The sequence below is a fragment of the Sediminibacillus dalangtanensis genome (assembly GCF_017792025.1).
In the GTDB taxonomy this organism is placed as follows: Bacteria; Bacillota; Bacilli; order Bacillales; family Amphibacillaceae; genus Sediminibacillus; species Sediminibacillus dalangtanensis.
Genome location: NZ_CP046956.1, coordinates 2,888,475 through 2,914,440 on the forward strand (window position 1 = coordinate 2,888,475; position 25,966 = coordinate 2,914,440).

26 protein-coding genes and 1 pseudogene are annotated in these 25,966 nt (G+C 40.7%); 1 reads left to right on the plus strand and 26 read right to left on the minus strand.

The window, feature by feature from the left end; genetic code table 11:
• Nucleotides 1–5: 5 nt before the first annotated feature.
• The 26 genes and pseudogenes from flaG to ERJ70_RS14595 form a co-directional block, all read right to left on the minus strand.
• Entirely contained in the window at nt 6–383 is a 378-nt protein-coding gene (gene flaG, locus ERJ70_RS14470; RefSeq protein ID WP_209365519.1) for a flagellar protein FlaG, read from the minus strand.
• Between the two features lie 125 nt (nt 384–508).
• The gene (locus tag ERJ70_RS14475) at nt 509–1,570 is read right to left on the minus strand and encodes an NAD(P)/FAD-dependent oxidoreductase (protein WP_209365520.1); all 1,062 of its coding nucleotides are present in this window, start codon (nt 1,568–1,570) and stop codon (nt 509–511) included.
• Between the two features lie 230 nt (nt 1,571–1,800).
• Entirely contained in the window at nt 1,801–2,856 is a 1,056-nt protein-coding gene (gene pseI / locus ERJ70_RS14480; RefSeq protein WP_209365521.1) for a pseudaminic acid synthase, read from the minus strand.
• A gap of 33 nt (nt 2,857–2,889) precedes the next feature.
• Complete coding sequence (locus ERJ70_RS14485) at nt 2,890–4,002, minus strand: D-alanyl-lipoteichoic acid biosynthesis protein DltD (protein ID WP_209365522.1); 1,113 nt, start codon at nt 4,000–4,002, stop codon at nt 2,890–2,892.
• 35 nt (nt 4,003–4,037) lie between these two features.
• Complete coding sequence (locus ERJ70_RS14490; protein ID WP_209365523.1) at nt 4,038–5,246, minus strand: ATP-grasp domain-containing protein; 1,209 nt, start codon at nt 5,244–5,246, stop codon at nt 4,038–4,040.
• Entirely contained in the window at nt 5,239–6,291 is a 1,053-nt protein-coding gene (gene pseG, locus ERJ70_RS14495) for a UDP-2,4-diacetamido-2,4,6-trideoxy-beta-L-altropyranose hydrolase (RefSeq protein ID WP_209365524.1), read from the minus strand. The genes ERJ70_RS14490 and pseG overlap by 8 nt, the downstream gene beginning before the upstream one ends.
• Nucleotides 6,292–6,335: 44 nt before the next feature.
• Nucleotides 6,336–7,067 (minus strand): cytidylyltransferase domain-containing protein, encoded by a 732-nt coding sequence (locus tag ERJ70_RS14500; RefSeq protein WP_209365525.1) that lies wholly within the window; start codon nt 7,065–7,067, stop codon nt 6,336–6,338.
• A gap of 9 nt (nt 7,068–7,076) precedes the next feature.
• Entirely contained in the window at nt 7,077–8,285 is a 1,209-nt protein-coding gene (pseC, locus tag ERJ70_RS14505; protein ID WP_209365526.1) for a UDP-4-amino-4,6-dideoxy-N-acetyl-beta-L-altrosamine transaminase, read from the minus strand.
• Nucleotides 8,286–9,257 carry a UDP-N-acetylglucosamine 4,6-dehydratase (inverting) gene (pseB, locus tag ERJ70_RS14510; RefSeq protein WP_074598601.1) on the minus strand — a complete coding sequence of 324 codons (972 nt, stop codon included), beginning with the start codon at nt 9,255–9,257 and terminating at the stop codon, nt 8,286–8,288.
• Nucleotides 9,254–11,125, minus strand: coding sequence for a motility associated factor glycosyltransferase family protein (locus tag ERJ70_RS14515; RefSeq protein WP_209365527.1), 1,872 nt, complete (start codon nt 11,123–11,125; stop codon nt 9,254–9,256). Before ERJ70_RS14515 ends, pseB begins: the two co-directional genes overlap by 4 nt.
• Nucleotides 11,115–11,723 (minus strand): DUF8042 domain-containing protein, encoded by a 609-nt coding sequence (locus tag ERJ70_RS14520; RefSeq protein WP_209365528.1) that lies wholly within the window; start codon nt 11,721–11,723, stop codon nt 11,115–11,117. The genes ERJ70_RS14515 and ERJ70_RS14520 overlap by 11 nt, the downstream gene beginning before the upstream one ends.
• Before the next feature lie 143 nt (nt 11,724–11,866).
• Nucleotides 11,867–13,091 (minus strand): annotated as a pseudogene (locus ERJ70_RS14525) (ISL3 family transposase).
• Nucleotides 13,092–13,274: 183 nt separating this feature from the next.
• Nucleotides 13,275–14,096, minus strand: a complete 822-nt coding sequence (locus tag ERJ70_RS14530; protein WP_209365529.1) for a flagellin N-terminal helical domain-containing protein — start codon at nt 14,094–14,096, stop codon at nt 13,275–13,277.
• Nucleotides 14,097–14,218: 122 nt separating this feature from the next.
• The gene (gene csrA / locus ERJ70_RS14535; protein WP_074598605.1) at nt 14,219–14,449 is read right to left on the minus strand and encodes a carbon storage regulator CsrA; all 231 of its coding nucleotides are present in this window, start codon (nt 14,447–14,449) and stop codon (nt 14,219–14,221) included.
• 2 nt (nt 14,450–14,451) lie between these two features.
• Nucleotides 14,452–14,901, minus strand: coding sequence for a flagellar assembly protein FliW (gene fliW, locus ERJ70_RS14540; protein WP_209365530.1), 450 nt, complete (start codon nt 14,899–14,901; stop codon nt 14,452–14,454).
• A gap of 12 nt (nt 14,902–14,913) precedes the next feature.
• Nucleotides 14,914–15,504, minus strand: coding sequence for a DUF6470 family protein (locus tag ERJ70_RS14545; protein WP_209365531.1), 591 nt, complete (start codon nt 15,502–15,504; stop codon nt 14,914–14,916).
• 73 nt (nt 15,505–15,577) lie between these two features.
• A complete protein-coding gene (gene flgL, locus ERJ70_RS14550) occupies nt 15,578–16,447 on the minus strand; it encodes a flagellar hook-associated protein FlgL (protein ID WP_209365532.1) in 870 nt (289 codons plus the stop codon).
• Between the two features lie 10 nt (nt 16,448–16,457).
• Entirely contained in the window at nt 16,458–17,990 is a 1,533-nt protein-coding gene (flgK, locus tag ERJ70_RS14555) for a flagellar hook-associated protein FlgK (protein WP_209365533.1), read from the minus strand.
• 21 nt (nt 17,991–18,011) lie between these two features.
• Entirely contained in the window at nt 18,012–18,509 is a 498-nt protein-coding gene (locus ERJ70_RS14560) for a flagellar protein FlgN (RefSeq protein ID WP_209365534.1), read from the minus strand.
• Between the two features lie 17 nt (nt 18,510–18,526).
• A complete protein-coding gene (gene flgM, locus ERJ70_RS14565) occupies nt 18,527–18,796 on the minus strand; it encodes a flagellar biosynthesis anti-sigma factor FlgM (RefSeq protein WP_209365535.1) in 270 nt (89 codons plus the stop codon).
• Between the two features lie 84 nt (nt 18,797–18,880).
• Nucleotides 18,881–19,300 (minus strand): TIGR03826 family flagellar region protein, encoded by a 420-nt coding sequence (locus ERJ70_RS14570; protein WP_209365536.1) that lies wholly within the window; start codon nt 19,298–19,300, stop codon nt 18,881–18,883.
• Nucleotides 19,301–19,639: 339 nt separating this feature from the next.
• Nucleotides 19,640–20,335: a ComF family protein gene (locus ERJ70_RS14575; RefSeq protein ID WP_209365537.1), complete on the minus strand. Its 696-nt coding sequence runs from the start codon at nt 20,333–20,335 to the stop codon at nt 19,640–19,642.
• Nucleotides 20,335–21,849: an ATP-dependent helicase ComFA gene (locus ERJ70_RS14580; RefSeq protein ID WP_209365538.1), complete on the minus strand. Its 1,515-nt coding sequence runs from the start codon at nt 21,847–21,849 to the stop codon at nt 20,335–20,337. The genes ERJ70_RS14575 and ERJ70_RS14580 overlap by 1 nt, the downstream gene beginning before the upstream one ends.
• 63 nt (nt 21,850–21,912) lie before the next feature.
• On the minus strand, nt 21,913–22,755 hold the full coding sequence (gene fakB / locus ERJ70_RS14585) for a DegV family protein (protein ID WP_209365539.1): 843 nt from the start codon (nt 22,753–22,755) through the stop codon (nt 21,913–21,915).
• Nucleotides 22,756–22,939: 184 nt separating this feature from the next.
• Complete coding sequence (locus ERJ70_RS14590) at nt 22,940–23,620, minus strand: response regulator (RefSeq protein ID WP_209365540.1); 681 nt, start codon at nt 23,618–23,620, stop codon at nt 22,940–22,942.
• Between the two features lie 294 nt (nt 23,621–23,914).
• Nucleotides 23,915–25,060 (minus strand): sensor histidine kinase, encoded by a 1,146-nt coding sequence (locus ERJ70_RS14595; RefSeq protein WP_209365541.1) that lies wholly within the window; start codon nt 25,058–25,060, stop codon nt 23,915–23,917.
• A 214-nt stretch (nt 25,061–25,274) separates the two neighbouring features.
• Between ERJ70_RS14595 and ERJ70_RS14600 the strand changes: the two genes are divergently transcribed.
• Nucleotides 25,275–25,907, plus strand: a complete 633-nt coding sequence (locus tag ERJ70_RS14600) for a YigZ family protein (protein ID WP_209365542.1) — start codon at nt 25,275–25,277, stop codon at nt 25,905–25,907.
• Nucleotides 25,908–25,966 lie beyond the last annotated feature (59 nt).

Here is a 25,966-nt window from a genome sequence, read left to right on the forward strand (position 1 = left end):
AGCCTTCAAATTTTTTCATCGACTATAAATCCCATGAATTCAGCCATCGCAGCATAGACATCAAGAAGTTTTTTTGGTGGTATTTCTTTAATGACTTCCTTAGTGTCCGTGTCTATTACTGTCACATAATACTTTTCAAGCTTGTCATGCAATTCAAACTTGAGACCAGTATGAGTTGGCTCTAAAAATTCATTCAGTGCGTCGATAGTGTTTTGGACTTGTTTTTTATCATTCTCTTCTTTATAAGCACCATTAATTACTTCAGGATCAGTTTGTTCACTTACAGGTTCATTAATGGATCTTTCTCTTGCAGTTGTCGAAACACCAAGTTGTTCAGTCTTTTGCAGGAGTTGGGATCCAGATAAAATCTTCCCAACGTTCATGGCAAAAGCCACTCCTATTCTATGTAGTTTCTTTTTATATCGGCAAGACAATGAAAAAGTAAAGGTCTTGCAAAAAATATTAAAAAAACGGATAGTACAACCCCTATCCGTTCAGTCACTAGATACTAGTGTCGTTTATTCAACCATAATACACCAGACTTTGCCAAACGCGGCAGTAAGCCAGTCACTGGCTGCTGCAGCATATTTCCAAAACCGTCCGATTTGCCCAATGAGCCCAAGGCTCCCTTTAACTTGATTTCTTTCGGCCGCTCCGGTGCATTGTCGTTTAGTAATGCGAGCAGCACATCGGCAACTTGTTCTCCCTGCTGTCCGGCAAGCTGTGCACTGGGCGAATGAATAGAGGAAGCACAGTCTCCCACCACATAAACGGTTGGATGGGAAGGGACCTGATAATAATCGTTCAAGACAATCTTATTCTGACGGTCCTTGGCAAATGGCAGCTCCCGAACCAAATAGTTCGGCTGAACACCCGCAGTCCAGATTGTAACATCATTCACAAAACAAACCCCATTGTTGCAAACTCCGTCTTTTTCGACATATTCGACGTTTGCCTTGTGAATGACTTCGACGTCATTTTTAGCAAACCATTCTTCCACGTAATTTTGAATTTTCGAATTGAAAGCACTTAACACCGTTTCGCCGCGATCCAGTAGTCTCACGTTCAAATCCGGACGGCTTTCCCTGATTTCGGATGCAACCTCAATACCGCTTAAACCGGCGCCGACGATGGCAACCTTGCCATAGGCTTTCAAATCGCCGACAGCAACACTTCCGTGTCTGGCCCGTGAAATGGTCTGCACACTCTCAGTAAACTCTGCTGCTCCCTCAATGCCATGGTAGTTGTCTTCACAGCCTAATCCGATCACTAAATAATGATAAAGAATAGCTTCAGTTAATCCCTGGACAAAAATCCGCTTTCCGTCCACGTCGATTTTTTCTATCTCTCCATACACATAATCAACCTGCTCGTGCTCTGGAAACTCCATTCTTACTTCCCTGTCTGCTTTTGTCCCAGCAGCTATTGCATAAAATTCTGTTTTCAACGAATGGTAAGGATTCCTGTCGACCAACGTAATATGTACATCTCCAGGTAATCCGCCATCCAAAAGTTTATTCAGAATCTTAATCCCTCCGTAGCCGCCGCCCAGTATCACTAATCTCCTCATACCTTAACCCCTTATCTGTTCTAGTTGACTGGCTATGTATGCGCCGTTAACGGACACAAGCGCTTACAGCGTTACCCCACTTTAAAGACTACCAAAAAAGCTGTCGAATGACTAGAGGGATTAAAAATTTAATCCCTCTTTACAGTAAAGATATAATCATGTATTGGAGGAATTTGCTTTCAGCCATTTAGCCCCCTCTAACCGTCCATCCAAATAAGTTTAGAATATAGTTAATCTAATAAATTATCCCATTGTAACGGCGTACCTTTGACAGCATTTTTCCGGGCCTTTTTTCCTATTACCAAATCATAATATTTGGGAGGTATCCCCAAGCCCGGTCTGATAGCCCTCAAATTATCTTTGGTAAATGCATCTCCTGCTTTTATGTCCTTCGTTATATATAATGATCTCCTCCGGGTTCGAGAGGCTTTTTCTTTCTCGGTGGGACCAAAAGTTATTTCCCCTAATGATTCCCAGGCTTTATTTGTTTCATTTACTAATTGCTGTAATTCTTTTGGTTCCAATGAAAAAACAGAATCCACTCCTCCTTCTTCACGCGATAAAGTAAAGTGTTTTTCAATCACTGTGGCTCCTAAAGCTACACTTGCAATTGCAACGCCGATTCCTTGAGTATGGTCGGATAAACCAACATTACTATTAAAGATCTGGCTCATCTGGGGGATTGTTTTTATATTTGTGTCAATAGCAGGTGCAGGATAAGTACTTGTGCACTTTAGCAGAATTATATCTTCACACCCGGATTCTCTTACAACCCTGACAGTTTCATCTATTTCAGACAACGTTGCCATACCTGTGGAAATTATTATCGGTTTACCTGTACTGGCAACTTTTCGAAGAAGAGGTATATCAGTATTTTCAAATGAAGCTATCTTATAACATGGAACATCTAACTCTTCCAAAAAATCAACTGCAGTTTCATCAAAAGGGCTACTGAAGGCTATTAAACCCAGCTCCCGACATCTATTAAAAATAGCTTCATGCCACTCCCAAGGTGTGTAGGCTTCCTGATATAGATTGTAAAGACTTTTCCCTTTCCAAAGATTGTTGGAATCCTTTATTACAAATTCTCCTCTATCGACATCCAAGGTCATTGTATCAGGTGTATAAGTTTGTAATTTCACTGCATCAGCACCAGCCTTAGCTGCTTCTTCTACTATCTGCAGAGCATTATTTAAAGATTGATTATGATTGCCAGACATCTCAGCAATAATAAACGGGGGACAGTTTGGCCCGACTTTTCTATTTTGTATAACTACTTCATTCATATGTCGCAACGACCTTTCTAACAATACTAATTTCTATAACCTATTATTTATTAATTGAGTTACTTTACTTGCTCCATCGTGATTTAAGTGATGCACATCAAAAAAGTCACGCTCGGAAACTAACTCTGAATCAAATAAATCAATCAGTTCAAAGGGATGTGTTGCATTCAATCGGTCAAGATGGCTTGTAAAATCTTCTCTCATCGTTTTAGAAAAATAAGCTGTATAGTCTTTGTGCTGTGGGAAAATCACAATAATTGGTTTAATTGCTTCTTCTTTTAATAAGTTTAGATATCTTTCTAGTATCTGAACATTTTTTTCAATCGTCTCCGGGTAGTTTTTATTTGAATGTCTCAATGCTAACTGTTTCCTCTCCCATTGGACATTCTCGGCTTTTATATACTGATCTTTAAAATCGTCAATATGTTCTAAATAATCATCTTCCAGAAGCGTTTCAAACACAGTTTGCAAATAGGGAACCTTGATTAAGAATGTATCATCTACATAAGTAGTAAAAAGATTCTTATACTCTTGATAATAATCGGTATCGCTCTTAAAATCTTCGTTTATCGGATGGTATCTTGTTACTAAATATTTCTCGCGGGATTTTATAAGTTCAAATTCAAGACTATAATAGGCCAACCCAATAATAATTGTGTTGATATTAGTAAGTAGCTTTCTGTTGCTTAAGTATTTTACGATTGAATAATCATGGAATAAATCTTGGCTATTTAATGCAAAATTGAAAGGTTTTCTATTAAGTTCTTTTAGGTCAATCCCATATTTTGAATATGACATACCAGTAATTATACAATCATAATCAGATACATCTTTTGCGTATTCATCCAGTTTTGTCTGTAAAGAAAGGAAGTTTTGATACTTATAGTATTCAAGTATCCTTTCTTCGAGTATGCCTATATTTAATAATTGCTCTCTTATCTCATCAAAATAAATGCTGCCAATTATTATATAATCATAATCCTTGCTTTTTATTTCCGAAGGTGAAATGACCGGTGTATCATTAATCCGACTACCGACCTTATCTATATTATTATCTGCGTAAGCAATAATTTTCACATTGCGATTATTGATTACCCTTCTAATCTTCTCTGCACTTACCCCGCACCCGAAGATAATAATATTCACTACCCACTCCCCCTTAGCCTACAACTATTATAGGTTCAATTTAGCAAAGATAGTTTAGACTTAATTCTAGCTATTAACTCTGCACAATTATCTTCAGCATCAAGCGCCGTTTCCCCAGTACAAATCACGTGTCCATAAACGTCTACCCCTGAATTCAGCGGTCTTACCCAATTATCCGGAATATTTATAGCGTATTCCAGAGGAGTATAGGGTTCAATTGCTTCTTTAACTTTTTTAGCATCGTATTGAACTTCGGAACGTGTATTAAAGTAGAGCATTTCAACTGCAACAGGTTTATTTTTCGCCGTTGGCAAATTTATCTTTTCACCTATCGCCAGTCTAATTGCTAATTCGATAAGGTCAACACCCGAATGGTATTTAACAATTTCCGGAAGTTTGGTGGCGCCGATTCTTGCCCCTATTTCTACAACATATGGTATGCCGAAATCATCAATGATAAGGTCGATATTACTTGGTCCATTAGTAATCCCTAAGCTTGTCAAAGCCTTTTCGCATTCTTTCTTAATTTTGGGAATTTGATTTTCATTAAGTGAAGGTGGTAAGGAATGGCCAATTGGTATCATATTTTCAGAAAGTTTGTCATTATGTATAAAACACAATTCCATTTCACCTGAAACAGATAAACTTTGTGCTCCTATCTCTAATCCCTTTATAAATCTTTCAATGATGACTACTTTGTTACGGGAAAATTTCATAGCATAATTTATAGCACCCATAAGATCACTTGTACTTGATATTTTTTGTACTCCCCTGCTTCCAGAACTATCAGATGGTTTTACTATCAATGGATGTTTTTTCAAGATAGGCTTTATTTTCTCTTTTATTTCTAAAAGATTATCTTCTCTTGTAAAAATGAAAAATTCAGGAGAAGAAACCCCAGCTTTTTTGAACCTTTCTCTCATGACAGTCTTGTCAGTAACTGCTTCAGCTATTCCCCATCCCTGATTGGGAAGTCCTAACCGTTCGTTCACATAGCATACAGTGGGTACCGCAATATCACTTGAAACCGTTAATATGCCAGAAACCCCATATTCTCTGGCAACCTTCTCTACCCCCATAAAATCAGTAGTACTAACCACTTCATAATAATCTGCATATTGAAACCCAACGGCATGAGGATTCATATCTAACACCAATGTGGTCAAGCCCAATCTCTTTGCAGTTTTAATTACTTCTATTTGCCCAAAGCTGCCGCCTAAAATCATCAATACCTTTTTATTCAAAATCATCACTCTTTATAAGGTTTAATTTTTCCAATATTCGTTCACTCCCTCGCCCGTCTATCAAATTTTGACCGTTTACAATCATTTTCTTTCTGACATTTGGGTCCTCCATTTTCTTTAAAGCACCTTTAAAATCGTGCAGTGTTATGGAAGTGTCTTTCCCCAAATACAAGCAAGTATGATATCTTTCCGCTAGGATTTGGGCTGACTTTTGGTTTTCGGCGATTTGAATGACTATACTTGGAAGGCCCATGTATGCCATTTCGAAAAGGGTCGTTCCTCCTGCCGTTATAGCAAAGTCAGCCCAGTTAAATAAGGATGGTATATCTTCGTCACCTTCCACTATTTGAAGATCTAATTTGAATTGGGCTAAGTTAGCATTTATATATTCCTTGTGTTTATTCGCAGGCCCAAGTAAAACATTTACTTTCATGGTGAAATCATTAACTTTTTCTAAAAGCCTAATCACGGAAAGTGTGACATTATTAGGATCAGCACCACCCATGGAAATTAAAACATTTGATGGAGTTGCCTTTATCCTTGGCTTCACACCTTGCCAATCCAGAAATTCTTTACGTAAAGTTGTAAATTGTGGACCGATTAACAATTGCGAATATTTGTCTATGTTTGTATACATCTCTTTGTTTACAAAAGTCCCTCTGTTTAGAATAATGTCAGCACAATAATAATCAAGGTTAGCAAAATCATCAAAAAGTAATACTCTAAAGCCACTTCTCTTTAATCCGTTGATGAAACTTTCGTCAAAATGATAACCATCCAAGATTATCCAATCTACCTGTTTTGTTTTTGCTATTTGAATCGTTTGATTTAAATCCTCTTCACTTCCCGAAAGAACTGGAAGAAAATCAACGGTTATGCTTTCTTTGTTTAAAAGTTTTATTAGATTAGGCGTTATCTCAGAACACAAAAATTGGATGAAGGAATATTCCTTTACCACTTGAGCTAGTGCCAGAGTTCTCATGATGTGTCCTGTCCCAATTGTATCTGAAGCATCTGCTCTAATAATAAACTTTGCTTTCTCCATGGGACCACCTTCCGGATGATACAAGTAACTTAGTTTTCCTGTTATTAAATTCTTTTCTGTTCAATATTTTGGTTAATAGTAAGCAAAGAAGGATGTTGCTTTAAATACGTGACAATATCATTCATTTTCAAAGACGAATTAGGCTTATATAGATTTTCTAGGATATTAGCTACAACCTCAAAGTCCTCTTTGGTATCTACAGTTAATCTATAATTACTAAGATCCTCTTCGTTTGTGACTGCAAATGTTCTATACTTCCCTGGGACTCTATATAAATATGAAGTGACATGTTCTCTATCACTTTCGCTAGTAGCATATGCATTAATTTCCTTTAATGTCCGATAAGACAGAACACCAGTGTCCATACCTCTAGGATATGTTCGGACTATCGTGTTAGACACATAATCATAATTCTTCTTATGTTTTAGATATTCAAGAATAACCTTGTCAATTACCGCAGGATCAATTAATGGACAATCAGCAGTCAATCTAACTATAATATCCCCTTTATATTCGGTTGCAGCTTCATAATATCTCGATAATACATCTTGCTCAGCCCCTCTAAAAGTTGGAATGGAAAGTTTCTTGCATAAATCAACAATTCTATCGTCCGATCTATTTTTAGTAGTCGCAACGATTACTTCATCGATTAAAGCAGCACTTTTCACCTGTTTAATCTCATATTCCAATAAGGTTTTATTTAGTACCTCTTTCATAACCTTTCCTGGAAGTCTAGTAGATCCCATCCTTGCCTGTATTATAGCGATAATTTTCATTATATCCCCCTATAATTTTTTTGAATAGTTCAATAAAACCTTTTTGACAGCAGTAATAACATCTTCAGTATCTCTTTCTGTCATTGCAGGGAAAAGTGGTAAAGAGATTATGCATTCATACAAATCCTCAGCGTTTGGACATATACCTCTTCTATACCCAAGTTCACTATAATACGGTTGAAAGTGTACAGGAATATAGTGCACGTTAACACCAATATTCTCTTTTTGCAGTTCTTCAAAGATTTCTTTTCTACTAGCCCGGAGCTTACATAAATTCAATCTGATCACGTATAGATGCCAACTTGATTCTATCCCCTGGTTCTGAAACGGAATATCTAACAAATCCATTTTGGAAAAAGCTTCATTATACATAGCAGCATACTTTTTTCTTAGTTTCAAAAAATGCTCATTTTTTTTAAGTTGGCTAATACCTAATGCGGCTTGTATATCTGTCATGCGATAATTATAGCCCAGAAACTGCATTTCGTAGTACCATAGCCCGTGGCTATCTTTAATTTTATTTTTGTCCCGAGTAATACCATGAGAGCGAAATTGTATCAGTTTATCGTAATAAGCACGGTTATTTGTAGTGATTATGCCCCCTTCTCCAGTAGTTATTTGTTTTACAGGATGAAAACTGAACATTGTCATATCACTTAATGATCCAACTTTTCTACCTTTATAAGTTGCCCCTAAAGCATGTGCGGCGTCTTCAATAACAATAAGGTCATTTGCTTTAGCAATTTCAAGAATCTCATCCAGATCTGCCGGTTGGCCTGTAAAGTCAACAGGAATGATAGCTTTTGTCCGATCTGTGATAGACTGAGCAACTTTCCTGGAATCAATATTATAGGTATCTCTATCAATATCTACAAAAACTGGAGTTCCGCCTTGATAGAGTATACAGTTTGCGCTAGCCGCAAAGGTCATTGGTGTAGTAATTACTTCGTCTCCATCCTGAATTCCAGCAGCAAAACAAGCGCCATGAAGTGCTGCTGTTCCACTTGAAAATGCTACCGCATATTTGGCATCTACATACTTTGCTATGGATTGTTCAAACTTATCAATATAGGGGCCTGTTGTCAGATAATCTCCTCTTAACACATCGACAACAGCCTGTATATCTTCTTCCCTAATCCATTGTTTGGAATATGGCAAATAAGCCTCACGTGATTTATTATTATTCTTTTTTTGGATAAATTCATTTTCTGAAGTCATTTAACTGACCTCTTCCACGAGTGTTTTCAATTCATCCACCGACAACCAATCCGTATTTGTGTCACTTGTATATTTGAATCCTTCGGGGAGTTTCTTTCCTTCTAGCTCATATTTGTTCGTCCACCAGGGAAATTCCGGTTGAATGACATAGTATGTTTCGTATTCCAAGGTTCTTCGTGCATCATCCTCTGTTATCATTGTTTCGTGAAGTTTCTCACCAGGACGAATACCTACATAATTGATTTCACAATTCGGAGCAATGGATTTAGCTAAATCTACCACATTCATGCTTGGAATTTTGGGCACAAAAATTTCTCCACCTTGCATTCTTAAGAGACTATCTAGAACAAACTGCACGCCCTTATCTAAAGTTATCCAAAACCTTGTCATCCTTGAATCTGTAATAGGTATTTCTCCAGTAGCTTTCAGCTTTTGAAAAAAGGGCACTACACTGCCTCTACTACCAACCACGTTTCCATAGCGAACAACTGCAAACCTAGTATCTTTATCACCTGCATAAGAATTGGCCGCAACAAACAATTTATCGGAAGCTAATTTGGTAGCTCCGTATAAATTCACCGGACTAGCAGCTTTATCGGTACTTAAAGCAATAACACGCTTAACTTTACAGTCAATTGCAGCCTCTACAATATTTTGAGCTCCGTTTATATTTGTCTTTACTGCTTCAAAAGGATTATACTCGCAAGCACCAACATGCTTCATAGCAGCAGCGTGAATAACAATATCCACCCCATCAAAAGCTCTGTATAACCTTTCTTTATCCCGTACATCGCCAATAAAAAAACGTAATCTTGAATCTGAATACTCCTGAGCCATTTCATATTGCTTGAGCTCATCACGACTAAAAACGATTACTTTTTTGACGTCTTGTTTTAGTATCCTTGAGATAAACCTTTTCCCAAATGATCCAGTTCCACCGGTGATCAAAATCACTTTATTCTTTAAATTCATAGATTGGCACCTCGAGTTTTTTTATAGCTTTGTTCAAACGTTGAATAGACAGGTATAATATTCTTAGCATCTATTTTACATTCAGATAAAAACTTATCAAATATCTTCACAATGGTTTTGCCTTTAAGAACTTGGTCCTTAGTAAATCTGATAGATTGAATATTTTTAATGGTTACTTCTAATGAGATTCTCACCATAGGCTTTATAAAAACTTTATAATATGAATTATCGCTTAATCGCTTGAATTCTTTATCCAACTTATTAAACTGCCTCTCCAGATTGTTGACTTGATGTTTATTCACTAGTGAGTTTATTTGGTCTAGTATTTTCTCCAAGTTTTCTATTAGAACTCCATACTCCTTAAAAGATGAATTCATCGCTTCCTGTTTTTCCTTCACTTTATCTAAATCATAATGAATATTAAGTTTTGTAAACCAATTATCATCTACAACGGGGAATGATAAATGAGTTAATATTAACTCATTAAGAGGTATGAATGTTGTTCCTTTTATGCTTGCTCCACCGACAGTGGTATTAAATACTTTTATGTTTGTTGATGAGATATATTGTTCCAACTCCTGCTTCATGTTGAAAAAACCTTTACTTGTCAAAATATTATTTCCATTGACATCTTTTATAGTAATAGCTTTGTTTTTAACTTCCTCTGTTATGGAGTACTCTTTTCCCATACTACTGTAATCAATTCCCTTAGAATAAAACTCGCTACCTTTATATGCAAGATTTTGGCCAACAAGGATAATGGAACTCACCTTTAACCTAACTAATAATTGTAGAGTTACGATTGCTATTGAAGATGCATCGTTTATTACAGCATCTGTTTCTTCTTTTCCTAGATAATACTGGGAGACTGTATCCTGGCTCATGATCATATGAACTTTTGGTCCTGAATACCTTTTTATAGTTTCATAACCCACACTACTGCCAAAGATAAGAGGGACTTCCAGTCCCTTATTAATTAACTCTTCATAAACTTTATAATTGTGATCTTGCGGGTCATACGTACATACTGCATCAGGAATAATATCATTGTTTATTAGAGCTTTATTTGCTGAGCCAACTGCGAAAATATAAGCCAATTTATTTTTCTTTATATATCGGAGATTTTCTAATTCATTACTCAAAGAAGGGCCAGCTGATACTAAAATAACCGGCAGTCCTTCCATTATACTTGAATTTCCAGAGTTTAAAATGTTTGGTGTGCTTAAAACCTCTGGAAAATTTTTCATGCTATTGATTGTCCAAAGCTTTTCAAATGCTAAATTAGTAAAAAATGATGTTTTTTTATCCTTCATCTTATTTTTGAATAATGTTAAAAAAAATTGATACTCTTTCTCGAATATTTTTTCATAACTAGGAAGGGAAACAAAAAGCACGTTATTACCCAACTGATTAACAAATTGACTCACCATTTGTTTTACATCATCTTCGGAAGTTCCTAAATAAATATTTTTAATTTGTTTTTCATTAAAATCTTCTATTTTTTTATTAGAAAGAAAATGGTAAAAAACAGCTGGTTGCGGTTCATATAATGTATAAGTAAGATTAGGGTGTCTTTCCATAAATGCTTTCACGTGATAGCCCATCCCGACTCCGTAGAAAAAGACTTGTTTATATTGATGAATGTCTTTTTCATACTTTTCAATTAACCGCTGTGCTTCTTTTTCAGGATCATACTTGCTATGTATAGATACCATACCAGTTTTAGACAATATTTCTAGGGAAGGTTGTCCTGTTCTAGATTTCACCACGTTAATAGGCTTAGCTAATAATTCGTCTTCATTATTTTTCAAAAAGGCACGAATAGATCGATAATGTTTTCTTAAATAATTTATATTATCAATTAACATTCAAACGTTCTCCTTCTCGATCAATTGTTTCTGTTACCTCAGTTTTCAAAGAGGGAATTATTTCCAGGATTTCAAATTGTAGTATGTCAGCAATCAGTATTTGGTCCTTGGCTTCCATTGCTGCTTCCAAAGCATTCAGTTCTTTTTCAAATGTACTCATTGCTTTTAAATATTCATTCCAGTTTCCTGGCTTATGCTTACTGCTTTTGATAATCTCGAATAGTTGGTTGATCCATTGCAACCCTTCCATTAATTGCCCCAGTTTTACCCACGAACTGCCAGTTGGTCCCTGATAGAATTCATCAATCAGTATTTGTAGTTCAGGATGTACTCTTATTAAATAATTCTCGGCAGAAACTAATAAATCGTTGATAAACTCACCGACTGTTTTCATCACTACCTTTATATACCGAATGGAAGTGACTTTTTCTTCAATTCTAAGCTCAAAATCTTCGAAAATCTCTTCTCCATCAATAATTAAATGACTAAAATATAGTTCCGATTCATTTACCCCTGATTCAATTTCCTTTATTATCCGTTCAATTGAAGATAGACTGTTTTCCAATTCAATCATACGCTCATTTATTTCCACTAACATTATAAAAAACCTCCACCATAAAAGTCATGTTATTATACTAATTATATCGGCAAAAATCGACATTTTTCAATAGAATCGACTACAAACTCTTTAAATTTGGTTCTACGTCAAATGTTGGGGTGGGAGAAATTCACTCCTACTCCTTACCCCACTTGAAAGCCCCTGAATTCCTTCATTTGATGATGTAATAACACTTTCGTTCTTAAGCGATCGTAACGACGAAATCCAAAGGCATTCCGTTTGATGACTTTCGTTTGGTTGTTTAGTCCTTCAATAAACCCATTGGTATAATCGAGCGCAAAGCTATTCAGAATCTCTGTCTGCCAATTCTTCAACGTGCCAAATCGCTTGTAGAAATTCTTCCATACCACTTTGCTTCACTTGGTCATAATACTGATACAATCGTTGTTTTACATAGCCAATATCGGTTTTCCCCACTACTTTTGCCTCTTCAAACCAGCTACGAAAAGTTTCTTTCAGCTCATAGGCGACTCGTAGTTCATCCGATAGATCGAGATATCGGTTCAGATACCAGCGCTGCTTCTCGGTTAGTTCCTCCTGCTTCTTGTAAAAGACATGTTTCATCCGTTTGCACTTTTTCCGGTCGTATTCATGGAAGTTCTTTTGGACACGCCTGCGCACTCTTTCCAAAGCCCAATAAATATACCTACAAAAATGGAAACGATCGGCCACAATGATGGGACTTCCCACTGCCTTCCGGACAGCTGACTTGAAGCTATAGCTCATGTCCATGATGACCTTCCGGACATTGCCTCCTTTTTCCCGGAGGTACTGTTTGACGGTTTTGACGGATCGATCGGGCAGGATATCAATTGGATTTCCGGTCTCCCCATCGCCAACGATAACCTGGTATTTCCCCGCATTGGTATCGCCTTTATATTCATCAATCGCAATCACTTCTGGAAGCTCTTCCACCTCTTGAAGCTCTGGTGTGGCCACCTGATCAAACCGACGAATGGCTGTAGCTTGTGAGGTGCGGAACTGCGCAGCGGTATCCTTGAAGTTCATCCCCCGGATCACCCGAAGGCCCAGGGCCTGGTTCCACTCTCTTGAGTGACGCTGATATCGGTCCACCATCGGATTGCCTTCTGCGAATCGTTTACCATAGGAACAGGCATAGCGTCGTTTGCGGTAAAACAAATAGGTGGTTCGTTCAAATACCTTTAAGTGCTGGATTTTCTGCATTCGGTAATCATGAACACGGGAAGTCTGGTTACCACACGCTGGACAGGTTTGTGCCTGCCTGGGCATCTCCACCTCCATGTGGTAAGCTCCCTCCACCTCTTCTACTTTCTTGATAGAAACACTTTCTAATCCGGGTAATGTCATGTTAGAATGCATGTACACACAACTCCTATCTGCTTTCTTGTTTCTTTGACAATTCAAGTGTAGTAGAGATAGGAGCTTGTGTGTATTTTTTATGTGGAATTTTTCTAAAACCCCAACAAATATTGTAGAGCCTTAAATTTACGATGAGATAAACAGAGGATATAAAAAAAACACCGTCATAGTGACGGTGTTTTTTTTTACTTATTGAAGAAGTTGTAGTACGCCTTGTGGCTGTTGGTTAGCTTGAGCCAGCATAGACTGGGAAGCTTGAGAAAGGATGTTATTCTTAGTGAATGCCATCATTTCTTTTGCCATGTCAACGTCTCTGATACGAGATTCAGCAGCAGTTAGGTTTTCAGAAGAAGTACCTAGGTTATTGATAGTATGCTCTAAACGGTTTTGGTTAGCACCCAATTTGGCTCTTTCAGAAGACACAGTTTCGATTGCAGTATCGATTGTTGTGATTGCTGAGTTAGCTCCAGATTGAGAAGAAATATTAACGCCATCTACGGAAATACCGCTAGCAGACATATCATTTACATCCAACGTGATATTTTGATCAGCATTTGATCCAATATGGAAAGTAACTGCTCCACTTCCAGCAAGGTCACCGTTAAGAAGGTTCTTACCGTTGAATTGCGTATCTCCAGCGATTCTGTCGATCTCGTCAACTAGTTCACTTACTTCTTTTTGAAGCTCTTCACGATCTTTGTCGCCATTTGTATCGTTGGCAGCTTGAACAGAAAGTTCACGCATACGCTGTAAAATGTCATGAGTCTCGTTCAGGGCACCTTCAGCAGTTTGAATTAGGCTGACTCCGTCTTGAGCATTCTTGGAAGCCATATCCAATCCGCGGATTTGTCCACGCATTTTTTCTGAAATTGCAAGACCTGCAGCGTCATCTCCGGCTTTGTTGATGCGAAGGCCAGAAGAAAGCTTTTCCAAAGATCCTTGAGTTGCATTTTGGTTACCTGTTAGTTGGCGGTGTGTGTTTAACGCCGCAATGTTGTGATTAATTCTCATTATTTTTCCTCCTTGAATAAGTAAATACTCCCACTTCCTTGTGGTGAGACCAATGAACCAAAGCGGCCGTCTTTGGTATCGATTGGCTTACATTTATATTATCGGTGGCAATTCGATAATGTTTAATCTTTTTTTGCATTATTTTTTAATAAATTCAATAAATCTGTAGAAACTTGCGCAGCTTCACTGTTTTCCCTTTGGATTTCCAAGTATACTTCCTTACGATGAATATCGACGTTTTTCGGTGCTGAAATCCCCAGCTTCACCTGTTCTCCGTCTATTTCAATCAATGTTATCTCTATATCTTCGCCTATTTGTATTGCTTCGTTTATCTTCCGGGTCAATACGAGCATTATTAATCCTCCTTTTCCTTAGAGGATGCCGCAGCAATCAACGGTTCTCTTGTACTATAATCTTTTTTATTGGTGATGAATTGCTTTCCTTTCCGTTTGGTCATGTTAACAACAATAGGTGCCTGCAAATTCATTGTACTTTTTTCAAACGGATCTTTCAGGGAAAGAATCGATAGGATAACAACATCACCTTCCTGTTGGATTTCTAACGTTTCTACTAAACTTCGATCTAAATCAATATCATAATCAGATCTAAAATGGAAAGGATTTGTCACAATAAATGCCAGCTGCTGGTTTTCGACAGACTGCATGATTTGGAACACAGGATTTTCAGGAAAGTCCAAAAGTATAAATTCTCTTTCTGCATTGAAGCCAGGAATGCCTTGAGGGAATTCTATCGTTTCATTTTGATCTACCTCAACTGAACCTATGTACTTTGTTTGTATTTTCATCTAATCATCCTTTTATATCATCATTTCAAAGTTGAAATTTTTAAATTTTAAATTGTCAAAGTCGATGGAAAGGCTTTGTCTTTCCAAAAGTGACGTTTCTACTTCACCAGGTTGATTATTGATAATTGGCTTGTTTGGCTTGTTTTCAATTATCGGCTCATGCGTTTGGACATTTATCTTCAGCTCGGACGGCTGGTAATCGGTTTGCACGGCAAAATGGGATGGAATCCAGCCAATATTGAATTGCTTCATTGGTTTTTCCCCGTTTTGTTTTCCTTGAACGGCTATTGGATTTCCTCCATTTTCGATTTTCATCAACTGCTCCCCTTGGCTCACTCTTCGCTGCATGCCCTTATACACTGCCTCTTTCCCCTTTTGTGCTGCTTCAGAAATGCTCTTGGCCGCACTCTTAAGATTCATATCCTCCCAAGCCTTTGATTGATCAATAGTCATTTTAGAAGGTCGTCGTTGTATCGTAATTTCAGCTTGGGGCTGTCTGATTGTTTGATCTGCTTTTGGTTGTATAATGGTTTGCTGTACTGGCGTCTGTGTGATTTGAATCTTTGCCAGGTTAGATTGCATTCTGACCTGAGGCAGTTGCATAATTCTCCTCCATTCCCTTCATAGTAAAAAGCCTTGCCGCTCATACAGAGGGCAAGTGCTTTCACCTAATTATTTATCGTAGAAAATCTGTCAAAGTTGGCTGTATAATCCGTGACCCGGCACTCAGTGCTGCCCTGTGAACGCTCTCCTGAGTGGTTAGCTTCATGATGACTTTTTCTAAATCTATATCTTCATTATCTGACATCATTTTGTTAGCCGTAACTTCCTGAGAAGAAAGGCGGTCTTCTATAAGATCTAACCGGTTCATGCGTGCACCTAAATCTGCACGCTCATTTACTACATTGTCAATATGATTATCCAGCGAAGCAATATTGGCATCCAATTCTTCATCAGGTATGTCAGACCTCAAGGCATCAGAGAAAGCTTGAATATCATCGAACAAGTCACTACTGAATACTTCCCCGGCATCAATGTTGGCCTTTAACTTTGTACCGCTGGCCACTTCAACTACAACGTCTCCGCCACCCTCCTGGACTTCACCATCAACAACAGGGGGGGTATCGGTTTTCGTACCATTGAAGATATATTTACCGTTGACTTTCGTATTGGCAATATCAGCCAAATGATCACGCAATTGATCAACTTCTTGCGCAATGTTTTCCCGTTGCCCATCTTCATACGTACCATTACTACCTTGAACAGCCAATTCTCTAAGTCTCTGAAGAGCTTGTGTAGCTTGATCCAATGCCGAATCAGAGTTATCCATCCAATTATGAACTTCACTAGTATTTCGCTGGTATTGTTCAATTTCAGTCACTTGTGTGCGGTAATTCATCCCTTTCATGGCGACAACCGGGTCATCAGAAGGGCGATTGATCTTTTTACCTGTAGACAACTGGTCCATATATTTCCCCAAGCTATCATAACTGTTACTTAAATTTCTTAGCATATTATTCGATAACATACCTTGTGTTACGCGCATTTTCTGTCACCTACCTTCCGACTAATCCCATATTATTGATGATTCGGTCGAGCATTTCATCCACGGTCGTCATATTTCTGGCTGCCGCGTTATAGGCATGTTGGAATTTAATCATATTGGTCATCTCTTCATCCAACGATACAGCACTGACCGATTGTCTATTTTCATCCACTTGGTCACGGAGCACGGTAGCATTCCCTTGCATCCGCTCAGCTTCCTGAGCAACTACGGCCATTTCCCCGATAATTCCTTCATAGTAGGTTTGTATCGAAGAGTTCTGGCCTAAATCGCCGACGCCTTTTTTACGCATTGCCTCAGCCATCGCAAGCGCATTTTCACCATTACCGCTATCTCCATTGGCACTGACGGCAATCAAGTCACTATCTTCTTTAATTGCCTCAGATACTGTTATAGATGCTGCAGCATTATCTGTATCGTCAATAACAAAGAATTCCTGTCCAGGGTCTCCATTGGCGTCAATCCCCTGAGAGTGAACTTCATTAAGTGCGGCAGCTAGGTTTCTAGCTAAAAAATTCAACTCTTCCAACATATCCGGATATTCCCCGACTGCTTCACCACCATCTATGTAACCGTTGGATTCCATGAGGGCTTTCATTTTACCCTGAGAAGAAAAGTCAGCCGCAGCAATGGAGTCAGTCGATGTTTCATTGCCATCCTTGTCAATGGTTGTAAAATTGAATTGCTCTACATTTTGTTCATCATCGAGGCCTATTTCCATGTGCTTATATTCGCCAGATGAAGCGTCGATCAGGGTGGTGTCTGTATCCTTTCCTTGTCCGTCAGCCAAAGTTATGGTTGCTTTTCCCTGTGCAATCGCACTTGGCTGTCCACCGCTGCTTTCATAGGAAACATTGATGTTCACGAGGCCGGAGAGCTTATCGATACATCTGTCTCGTTCATCATATAAATCATTAGGTACCAGACCGTGAGGTTCAATGTCCCCGATTTGTTTGTTTAAGTTGTTTATCTGCCTGACTAATGAATTTATCTCCTTTTTCGTAACATTCATTTCTTCCTGCAAATTGCTTCTTTCTGAATTTAAAGAATCGGAAACATAATTAAACGTCTCAGCCACCGCAGTACCCCTTTGCACCGCAACAGCTCTGGAGCCCTCATCTTTATTTGTAGCAAGGTCTTGCAGCGATTGCCAAAAGCGATCCATTGTCTTGGACAGCCCTTGTTCCGTCGGCTCGTTCATGATACTTTGCATTTGCTCCATCGCACTTGCTTTGGAATCGTAATAACCAAGCTTGGCATTCTCACTGCGGTACTGCTTGTCCAAAAACTGGTCACGAACACGTTCAATCGAGCCTGCCTGAACACCGCTTCCCACTTGTCCAGGAATCTCAGGTCGGTTCCTCGATGCCGGAGGGTATGGGCCGGTCTGTTCAAAATTGACCCGCTGTCTGGTATAACCCTCTGTATTAGCATTGGCAATATTATGACCGGTTGTATATAAAGCAGACTGTTGGGTGGTTAGCGCACGCCTGGCTACCTCTAATCCATTAAAAGTTGAACTCACACTGGTTACTCCTCTCTCCTGCTACGCTTTCGAATCGAACAGCGACCGTTTCGACGATTGTGGTTGCTGCTGACTTTTGGTATTACCGTAATTCATGTTTTTCAACGATGGATCCATCATATCGATCGACATTTGGATGAATTGCAAAGACTGTTTGGTTAAGTCTTGATTTAAGTTTTCTTGTTGCTTTAAATCATATAGTACATTTGTCAGTTTTAAGAAACGGCTTTCCAAATCTATCTTCTCCTGCTTATCTTCCAAGTTTTCGAGAATGACAGACACTGTGGCGGCTTCCGGATCGATTCCGGCGTTGCTTGCCCATGCTCCGACTTCCTGTTGCCGTTGCTTTTCGACCTGATTGATTGCCTGAACATGCTTTCTTTCCTGCAGCATCAAGGTTTGCAGCTTGTCCGTATCTCCGTCTTTCAACGTTTCTGTTTTTTCTTTGGACAAGGTCAATAAGCTTTCATGAAGTTTGATCAAACGCTGTAATGATTCAACTACGGGTTGAACGGACATACGATGTCCTCCCTTTTTTACGGTTGGTTATTCCAAAACGCAATCATTTTCCTGGCTGTCTGTTTTGGATCGATGTTGTATTCGCCAGACTCCACAGCCTGCTTGATTTCCTGTACCCGCTGTTGCCGCGCAGGGTCAGGTTTGGCGGTTTCCTGCAGTTGCTTTGCCTGATTCGATATTTGCAATTTATCTTCTTTATTTTTCATTTCCTGTTTCACTTCCGCCTGCTTTTGCAGTTGTTTTTGGTACGGATTAAAGTTGGATTGATTAGTACCATTAATCTTCAATGCACTGCACTCCTTTCACGGTTATCTGGCGTACATGCTCTTAATCTTAATATCGGCAGGTTGGGAGTATTGTTTAATAGAAAGTCATTGTTTTTTTTCGACTGTATAGTAGGTATTGATTTCGTGCACGTTTTGTTTGTTGCGTTCGGCAATCTCGACTAGTTTTTTCTGTTGATCCAGGTCGGATTTCATTTCGGTCTGGCAGGAATGACATAGTTTGCCTTCGGAAATCTTCGTGCTACAGCGCTCGCAAGGATAGGTCAAATTTGGAAATTGGGACGCCCGTAAGCGTCTTTCCTTAACAAATTTAAAAATAATTTCCTCGTCGACTCCGGTCGCTTCAACAATTTCCGGAACAGTCGCCTGCCGGTTTTTCCGCGGACGAAGAAAATCGTAAACTGTCGTGTAAGCACGCTCCTCCTCTTTGTAACAATCCTGGCAAATCGAACGGACGCCAGACACAAAAAGTGTCCCACAGCGTGGACAGTTCATTAATTCTCCCATCATAGTTCCCCCTAAAAGCATTTTTCGTACATTATAGCACATGACCTCCCGTACAGTGACAAGAAATTGAGATATTTTGGGAGAGGAGGAGAGCGGGGTCAGTCCCTTCGAGGAGAAGTTATGATATTTAACCGGGCCTAGGGACTGACCCCAAAACAGGCGTTCTCTCTCTTCATTCAATTAGAAATGCTAATTTATAGGGGTTTTGAGGAGTTGAAGGTCTGTCCCCGATTTGGGATTTTTATCGCAAATCAGGAGTTGGGGGACTGACCCTTCAGCATTCTGACCCCTCAGCTTTCATCAGGAAGCCCTCCTCTTTTGGGAGGGTCTGTCCCCGGGTTAGCTGCGGGCGAGGGTGAGGGAATACACTTCTGGGCAGCCGTTGTTTTTCAGGGTGCGTGCGGCGTGGCGGAGGGTGGTTCCAGTGGTGTAGATATCGTCAATCAGTATGACCGGTTTGTAGGTCGGCTTAATCAACGTAAAGGGATTTTTGGCAAGGATTCGCTGCCGGCGTGTTTTCTTGGACTGTTTCTCTCCGTGGGTTCTCGTCAACAGCTGCTCTGCTGGTTTATCCAATAAGTCAATTAACGCTTCGGCTTGGTTGAAGCCGCGTTCGTACAGCCGCTCTTTGCTTAGTGGAATGGGAACCAAAATTGCGCGCTTACGGTAATCCTTGCTGAACAATTTCCGAAAAGTGTCCTGCAAATCACTCTCGAATGCTTCGCGCAATTTATAATCGCCGCGATATTTCCACTTGGCGAGCATTTCCTGCATCCGCTCGTTATAGGCATAAACGGACCGATTTTTCGTAAGTACTCCTTGCCATTGGGAAAGCTGTTCCCATCGGCGGCAGTCCCCACAAGTCTCTCCTTCCCCATCAACGCGTCTGCCACATTTGACACACAGCTCTTTTCCGTCCAGTCTGTCCAGCTCTTTTTCACAACTCTCGCATAACTGCTTAATACGATCGGGCAGCAGGATGTTCCCCCAATGGACTTCCGTAACCATCTCTTTGTCACACCATAAGCAATGCATCAGATTTTCACCGCCCGCTTGTTCATTGCGTTAATCGAACGGACAGCAGCAACCATTGCCTTTGTTTTCCCAGCATGAAAAAACAACACTTCCCCATCCGGGTCATCCGGGCTTCTTCCAGCCCGGCCGGCAATCTGTACGAGGGCGGCTTCATCAAATACAGCATGTCCGGCGTCCAGCACGGCGACGTCGACAGATGGAAACGTGACGCCTCGTTCTAAAATCGTAGTTGTGATTAGTACCTGCAGCTCTCGATTGCGGAACTGCTGTACCTTCGCTTCCCTATCCTTGTCGGCAGCATGAACGGAAGCAATCGCCGAATCGCCAAGCTCTTCTCTCAATAGCAGACCGATTGCTTTCTCCATTTTGCCTGCAAGCTCAACATATGGCACAAATATCATCAGCTGCCGTTCCGGATGCTGACGTCGCTTCAGCCAGTCAAAGAAAGCAGCCGGCGGCATATTGTTTTGCAAGGATCTTTTTAAATGGCTGGAAAGGATCAAGCGGGGAACCGGAAGCGGACATCCGTGGAAGCGGATTGGCACAAAAACAGCATCCAAACGGCCATAACCAAGGCGACGACGCTGTTCCTTTCTCGGAGTGGCGGTCAAATAGATGCGGGCAGATGCTGATTTTGCCGCCCTAGCTACGGCGAACGGCAATGACGGATCTTTATGATATGGAAATGCATCGATTTCATCAATGACCTTGACATCGAATGCGCGGGCAAAACGCAGCAACTGGTGGGTGGTGGCCACCACGAGCTGACCGTCAGCCGCTTTCTCTTCACTTCCCCCATACAAACCGGTAATCGCTGTGTCAGGGAACGCCTGACGGAACCGCGGCAACAGCTCACGGACCACATCAGCACGCGGTGATGCCAGGCAGACGCGCTTGCCTGCTTCCAAAGCGCTGCCAATTCCGGCAAAAAGCATTTCTGTTTTGCCAGCTCCGCATACCGCCCACGTAAGCAGCTCACCAGTACCTCTCTCCATTACTTCCCTTATACGGTCAGAAGCTTTCTTTTGGGCAAGTGTCAGCTCTCCGTCCCATCTGCACGCTTTTTCCTGAACGGGCCATTTTGGAGGCGGGCCTGTCCAGACATACAACGGCTGGCATTGTAGTACCATTCCCATTTCCACACAGTTGCGGCAATAGACATGGGTTTGGTTACAACGGGCACAAGGAATCTCAGCAAACTTCCGGCGAAGCTTGTTGCCACAACGGCGGCAGCGCCAGCCCCACACATGGGACTCGATTGCTTCGACAGCTTGAAGCATTCCAGTCTCGGTTAATTCGACCCATAACGCTTGTTCGATTTGAATTTCTTCACGAAGCAGCAATTTTCCAGAAAAGCGGTTGGAAATGGATAGTAACTCTTTTGCGGATAATATGTTGGAAAACGTTTCAGAGGAAATACTAGTAGAAGGAATCCAGTCAAAAGAAGGATAAAAATACGACCGGATCGAGGAAATCAGTGTAGAAATGGAAACCAGCTCCTTTTTATCATACATTCATGTCCCGCCACAAAAAAAGCGGGACACAGCCATATAATAATGAAAATGATAGCAATAAGCTTATTTAAAATACCAGCCAAGTCCGATGGCGCCTTCACCCAGATGGGTGCCGATGACGGGACCGAAATAACTGACGACCACTTCGGCGTTCGGATATTTCGCTTCGAAATCCCGTTTCATCTGCTGCGCCTCTTCTTCACGCAAGGAATGAATCACTGCCGCCCGGATCGGCTTTCCGGTTTCGGCATCAGCGGCGAACAAATCTTCAATCCGCTTCAGGGCACGCTTACGGGTACGTATCTTTTCAAACGGAACGATTTTTTTATCTTCAAAATAAAGTAGCGGTTTTACCTGGAGCATGCTTCCCAGCAAAGCCTGTGCGCCATTCAGGCGTCCGCCTCTGTGCAGGTTGCCCAAGTCGTCGACCATGAAATAAGCAATCATCGACTGTTTCATTTCATCGAGCCTGCCGAGGATTTCTTCAACCGTTGCATCGTTTGCAGCCATTTCTGCTGCCTCCAGCGCATAAAACCCTTGTACCATACAGCTCATTTCGGAATCGTATGGATAGACCTTGATGTTATCGACCATTTTCCCAGCAGAACCGACGGCCTCGAACGTACCGCTGATTCCGCTTGATAAGTGGACAGAAATGACGGCGTCATAATCCTCAGCCAGTTCCTCCAGCTTTTCGGTAATCAAGCCGATCGACGGCTGGGAGGTTTTCGGCAGCTCTGTGGCAGCTTTCACCTTTGGATAAAACTCCTCTGCCGTGATGTCGACTTCCTCCTGATAAGACTCCTTGTCAAAAAAGACATTAAGCGGCACCATATGTATCTGTTTTTCGCGTCGAACCTCTTCCGGTAAATAAGCCGTACTATCTGTCATTACAGCAATTTTCATAAAATCTACCTTTCATGGACAAAATTTCATTCATGCTTACCTTCTATTTTACAAGCAGGTGCCTCGATAATCTAGCACAAAAATAGGCTGTGCGCTATTTTTAATAGAATCGCTTCCATCCCGAAAAAAGGCAGATCGCGGTATCAACAAAAAGCCGGGGATATCCCCGGCTTTTCTTCGCTGTTTATAAGACTTCGACCCAGCCATTCCGGATGGCCGAAACGACTGCCTGCGTCCGATCGTTTACATTCATTTTTTGCAAAATGTTGCTGACATGGTTTTTGACTGTTTTTTCACTGATATACAATGCTTCCGCGACGCCGCGGTTGCTCTTACCGTCAGCCAACAACTGGAGCACTTCACACTCTCTTCGTGTCAGCAGATGCAATGGTTTGCGGTAATCAATTTGTTTTTCCACCGGCTTGTTGGCACTTTCTTCTGCCAGTCTGCGATACTCCTGGACAAGGTTATGGGTTACTTTCGGATGGAGATAAGAACCGCCTTCACTGACGACCTTGATCGCTTCAATTAACGCATCGGAATCCATTTCCTTCAACAAATACCCTTGTGCACCGGTTTTTAAAGCATGTGTGACATAGTTCTCGTCATCATGAATCGATAAAATAATGACGCTTATGTCCGGGTGTTTCTCGATCAAATCCGACGTTGCCTGGACACCATTGAGGTTCGGCATATTGATATCCATCAATACAACATCCGGATTGAACTCTTCCACCAGCTTCACAGCAGTGGAACCGTCATCTCCTTCAGCGACAACATTGAATGAAGGCTCAAAATCCAAGATTCTTTTCACACCTTCACGGAATAACTTGTGGTCATCGACTAGTAATATATTGGTTGTCATACTCTGCTCCTCCTAATTGCATGAAGTGAAACTTCCTTCAGCGGGAAATGCATGCCCGCCAATGGCCAGAATAAATCAACATATAACAGAGACAGTAGCATCCCGCCACCATGTGCGTTGATTTTTCTTCTTGTTGTAATAGTTGCTATGATTTCTACCACCAGTTACTAAACCTTTCTGCTGTCGCAGCATATCTCTTTCTCTTATTATACATGATATAGCTGGATTTGTATTAATTTGCGCCAGTTTATCTGAGATTTTATGGTCAACAAATTACGACAATCGTCGATCCTGCTATTCTTCCGGCTGATTCAACGGCACATTGATGATAACGGAAGTGCCTTCGTTGATTTTGGAATAAATATCAATTTCTCCGTCCAACATCTCAACACGTTCCTTCATGCCGATGATACCGAATGACTTTTCCCTTCTGTTCCCCATTTCAAACCCTTTTCCATTATCCTTTATGACTAAACCGACTTTGTCATTCATGATTTCCATTTTTACTTGAATCAAGCTCGCCTCGGAATGCTTGACGGCATTTTGCACGGATTCCTGCATCAACCGGAACAAGGCCACTTCATATTTGGTATCCAGCCGTCGCTGCTCGCCGAGCGGTGTGAATTGGATTTTAATCCGGTTATATTCTTCAGTGTTCGTCAGGTATTTTTTTATGGTCGGAACAAGCCCGAGATCATCAAGTGCCATCGGCCGCAAATCATAGATGATCCGCCGTACCTCCGACAAAGACGTATGGACCATTTTTCGCATGCTTTTCATTTCTTGGACAGCTTCTTCGACACTCCGCTCCCGGAACGTTCGGTCTACCAATTCAGAGCGCAAAAGGATGTTTGCCAGCATCTGGGCAGGGCCATCATGCATTTCGCGGGACAAACGTCTGCGTTCCTCTTCTTGCGCTTCGATGATTTTCAAACCGAATTCCTGTTTTTGGTGGGCATCCTGGAGGACTTCGGAAACTTGCTTGAAATCATCATTTAAGTAATTCAGCACAACCGAGATCTTTCCGACCAGCCCTTCCGCCCGCTTGATTGTCTGTTCCAGCGAACGGAGGCGGCGCTCGATTTCATCCCGTTTTTCGCGGAGGTTTTTCTCTTTTTCCCGTTTCATTGTCAGCTTGGATTGTAACGTATGGGTTTGATCATAAACTTCTCTAATTTCTTTTTCTGTAAAATTATCAAAATGCTTACTAACTTCAGATAGTCTAATTCTGGAGAAACGAACTTTTTGCTCAAGATCGTCGCCTTCTTCGATAACATGGATGACTTTACGCTTCGTTTCAGCTAATTCATTTTGCAGTTGCTCATATTCTTTACGTGACTCTTCGCCTATGTAAAAAACTTCATCCTTACTGTTTTCCACGGTATCGATCATCTCAGTTATAATGTGATCCAATGCTTTCTCATCTGCTTTCTTTGTCATCTTTCTCCACCTATCTCCTCATAGTACATTCGAAGGATAAATCAGGTTTATGGGGGTAATTTTCCCTGTACTGCTAAATTTTTTATAAAAAAATTCCTTCAAATATTTCCAAACTGCCCAAAAAAAGCCCAGCGCGCGCGGCCTGCTGATTCTCAATTATTTGCGGCGCTTGTTCTTACTTTATATAATGAAGATTTAGGAGGTTAAATGCAAGATGCTAAATAGCTATTTTACCGTAAAATCCGAGGGTTTCGATGAAATCGTCATTCAAAAATCACGCTTTATCGGACATGTAAAACGAGTCGAAACCGAAGAAGAAGCACAAGCATTCGTCAGTGAGATCAAAAAAAGACATCATGATGCCACCCATAACTGTTCTGCCTATATGATTGGAGAACAGAATCTTATTCAAAAAGCCAATGATGATGGGGAACCGAGCGGTACTGCCGGTGTTCCGATTCTCGAAGTTTTGAAAAAGAAAGACCTGAAAGATACCGCAGTAGTGGTCACCCGTTATTTCGGGGGAATCAAGCTCGGTGCAGGCGGGTTGATCCGCGCATATTCAAGTACTACCTCTCAGGCATTGGAAACAACCGGCATTGTGAAACGCCAGCTGATGCAAAACTTCCTCGTCACAGCCGACTATGCTTTGCTTGGCAAATTGGAAAACCAGTTGCGGAATTCGCAGTATTTGTTGAAAGACATAGCATACCAGGAAAACGTAGAATTCTCGGTCTATGTCGAAAGTGGACAAGAAGAAGGTTTTACCGAATGGATGGTGGACTTGACCAGTGACCAGGCCGAAATTAGAGCCGGGGGAAGCTCCTACTTGGAAATCGATGTTTGATCGCTTTTTCGACAAAAAGATTATTTCCCAGGAAATGTTTCAAAGGAAAGAGGAAAGGC

Excerpts from the sequence above, each read along its gene's own strand:
- flgL (WP_209365532.1), bottom strand. The coding sequence starts at position 16,447 with ATGCGCGTAACACAAGGTATGTTATCGAATAATATGCTAAGAAATTTA.
- flaG (WP_209365519.1), bottom strand. The coding sequence starts at position 383 with ATGAACGTTGGGAAGATTTTATCTGGATCCCAACTCCTGCAAAAGACT.
- ERJ70_RS14570 (WP_209365536.1), bottom strand. The coding sequence starts at position 19,300 with ATGGGAGAATTAATGAACTGTCCACGCTGTGGGACACTTTTTGTGTCT.
- pseI (WP_209365521.1), bottom strand. The coding sequence starts at position 2,856 with ATGAATGAAGTAGTTATACAAAATAGAAAAGTCGGGCCAAACTGTCCC.
- pseC (WP_209365526.1), bottom strand. The coding sequence starts at position 8,285 with ATGACTTCAGAAAATGAATTTATCCAAAAAAAGAATAATAATAAATCA.
- fakB (WP_209365539.1), bottom strand. The coding sequence starts at position 22,755 with ATGAAAATTGCTGTAATGACAGATAGTACGGCTTATTTACCGGAAGAG.
- ERJ70_RS14475 (WP_209365520.1), bottom strand. The coding sequence starts at position 1,570 with ATGAGGAGATTAGTGATACTGGGCGGCGGCTACGGAGGGATTAAGATT.
- ERJ70_RS14515 (WP_209365527.1), bottom strand. The coding sequence starts at position 11,125 with ATGTTAATTGATAATATAAATTATTTAAGAAAACATTATCGATCTATT.
- ERJ70_RS14560 (WP_209365534.1), bottom strand. The coding sequence starts at position 18,509 with ATGTCCGTTCAACCCGTAGTTGAATCATTACAGCGTTTGATCAAACTT.
- ERJ70_RS14520 (WP_209365528.1), bottom strand. The coding sequence starts at position 11,723 with ATGTTAGTGGAAATAAATGAGCGTATGATTGAATTGGAAAACAGTCTA.
- ERJ70_RS14545 (WP_209365531.1), bottom strand. The coding sequence starts at position 15,504 with ATGCAACTGCCTCAGGTCAGAATGCAATCTAACCTGGCAAAGATTCAA.
- ERJ70_RS14600 (WP_209365542.1), top strand. The coding sequence starts at position 25,275 with ATGCTAAATAGCTATTTTACCGTAAAATCCGAGGGTTTCGATGAAATC.
- ERJ70_RS14580 (WP_209365538.1), bottom strand. The coding sequence starts at position 21,849 with ATGTATGATAAAAAGGAGCTGGTTTCCATTTCTACACTGATTTCCTCG.
- ERJ70_RS14575 (WP_209365537.1), bottom strand. The coding sequence starts at position 20,335 with ATGCATTGCTTATGGTGTGACAAAGAGATGGTTACGGAAGTCCATTGG.
- ERJ70_RS14595 (WP_209365541.1), bottom strand. The coding sequence starts at position 25,060 with ATGACAAAGAAAGCAGATGAGAAAGCATTGGATCACATTATAACTGAG.
- pseB (WP_074598601.1), bottom strand. The coding sequence starts at position 9,257 with ATGAATTTAAAGAATAAAGTGATTTTGATCACCGGTGGAACTGGATCA.
- ERJ70_RS14530 (WP_209365529.1), bottom strand. The coding sequence starts at position 14,096 with ATGAGAATTAATCACAACATTGCGGCGTTAAACACACACCGCCAACTA.
- csrA (WP_074598605.1), bottom strand. The coding sequence starts at position 14,449 with ATGCTCGTATTGACCCGGAAGATAAACGAAGCAATACAAATAGGCGAA.
- fliW (WP_209365530.1), bottom strand. The coding sequence starts at position 14,901 with ATGAAAATACAAACAAAGTACATAGGTTCAGTTGAGGTAGATCAAAAT.
- ERJ70_RS14590 (WP_209365540.1), bottom strand. The coding sequence starts at position 23,620 with ATGACAACCAATATATTACTAGTCGATGACCACAAGTTATTCCGTGAA.
- ERJ70_RS14500 (WP_209365525.1), bottom strand. The coding sequence starts at position 7,067 with ATGAAAATTATCGCTATAATACAGGCAAGGATGGGATCTACTAGACTT.
- pseG (WP_209365524.1), bottom strand. The coding sequence starts at position 6,291 with ATGGAGAAAGCAAAGTTTATTATTAGAGCAGATGCTTCAGATACAATT.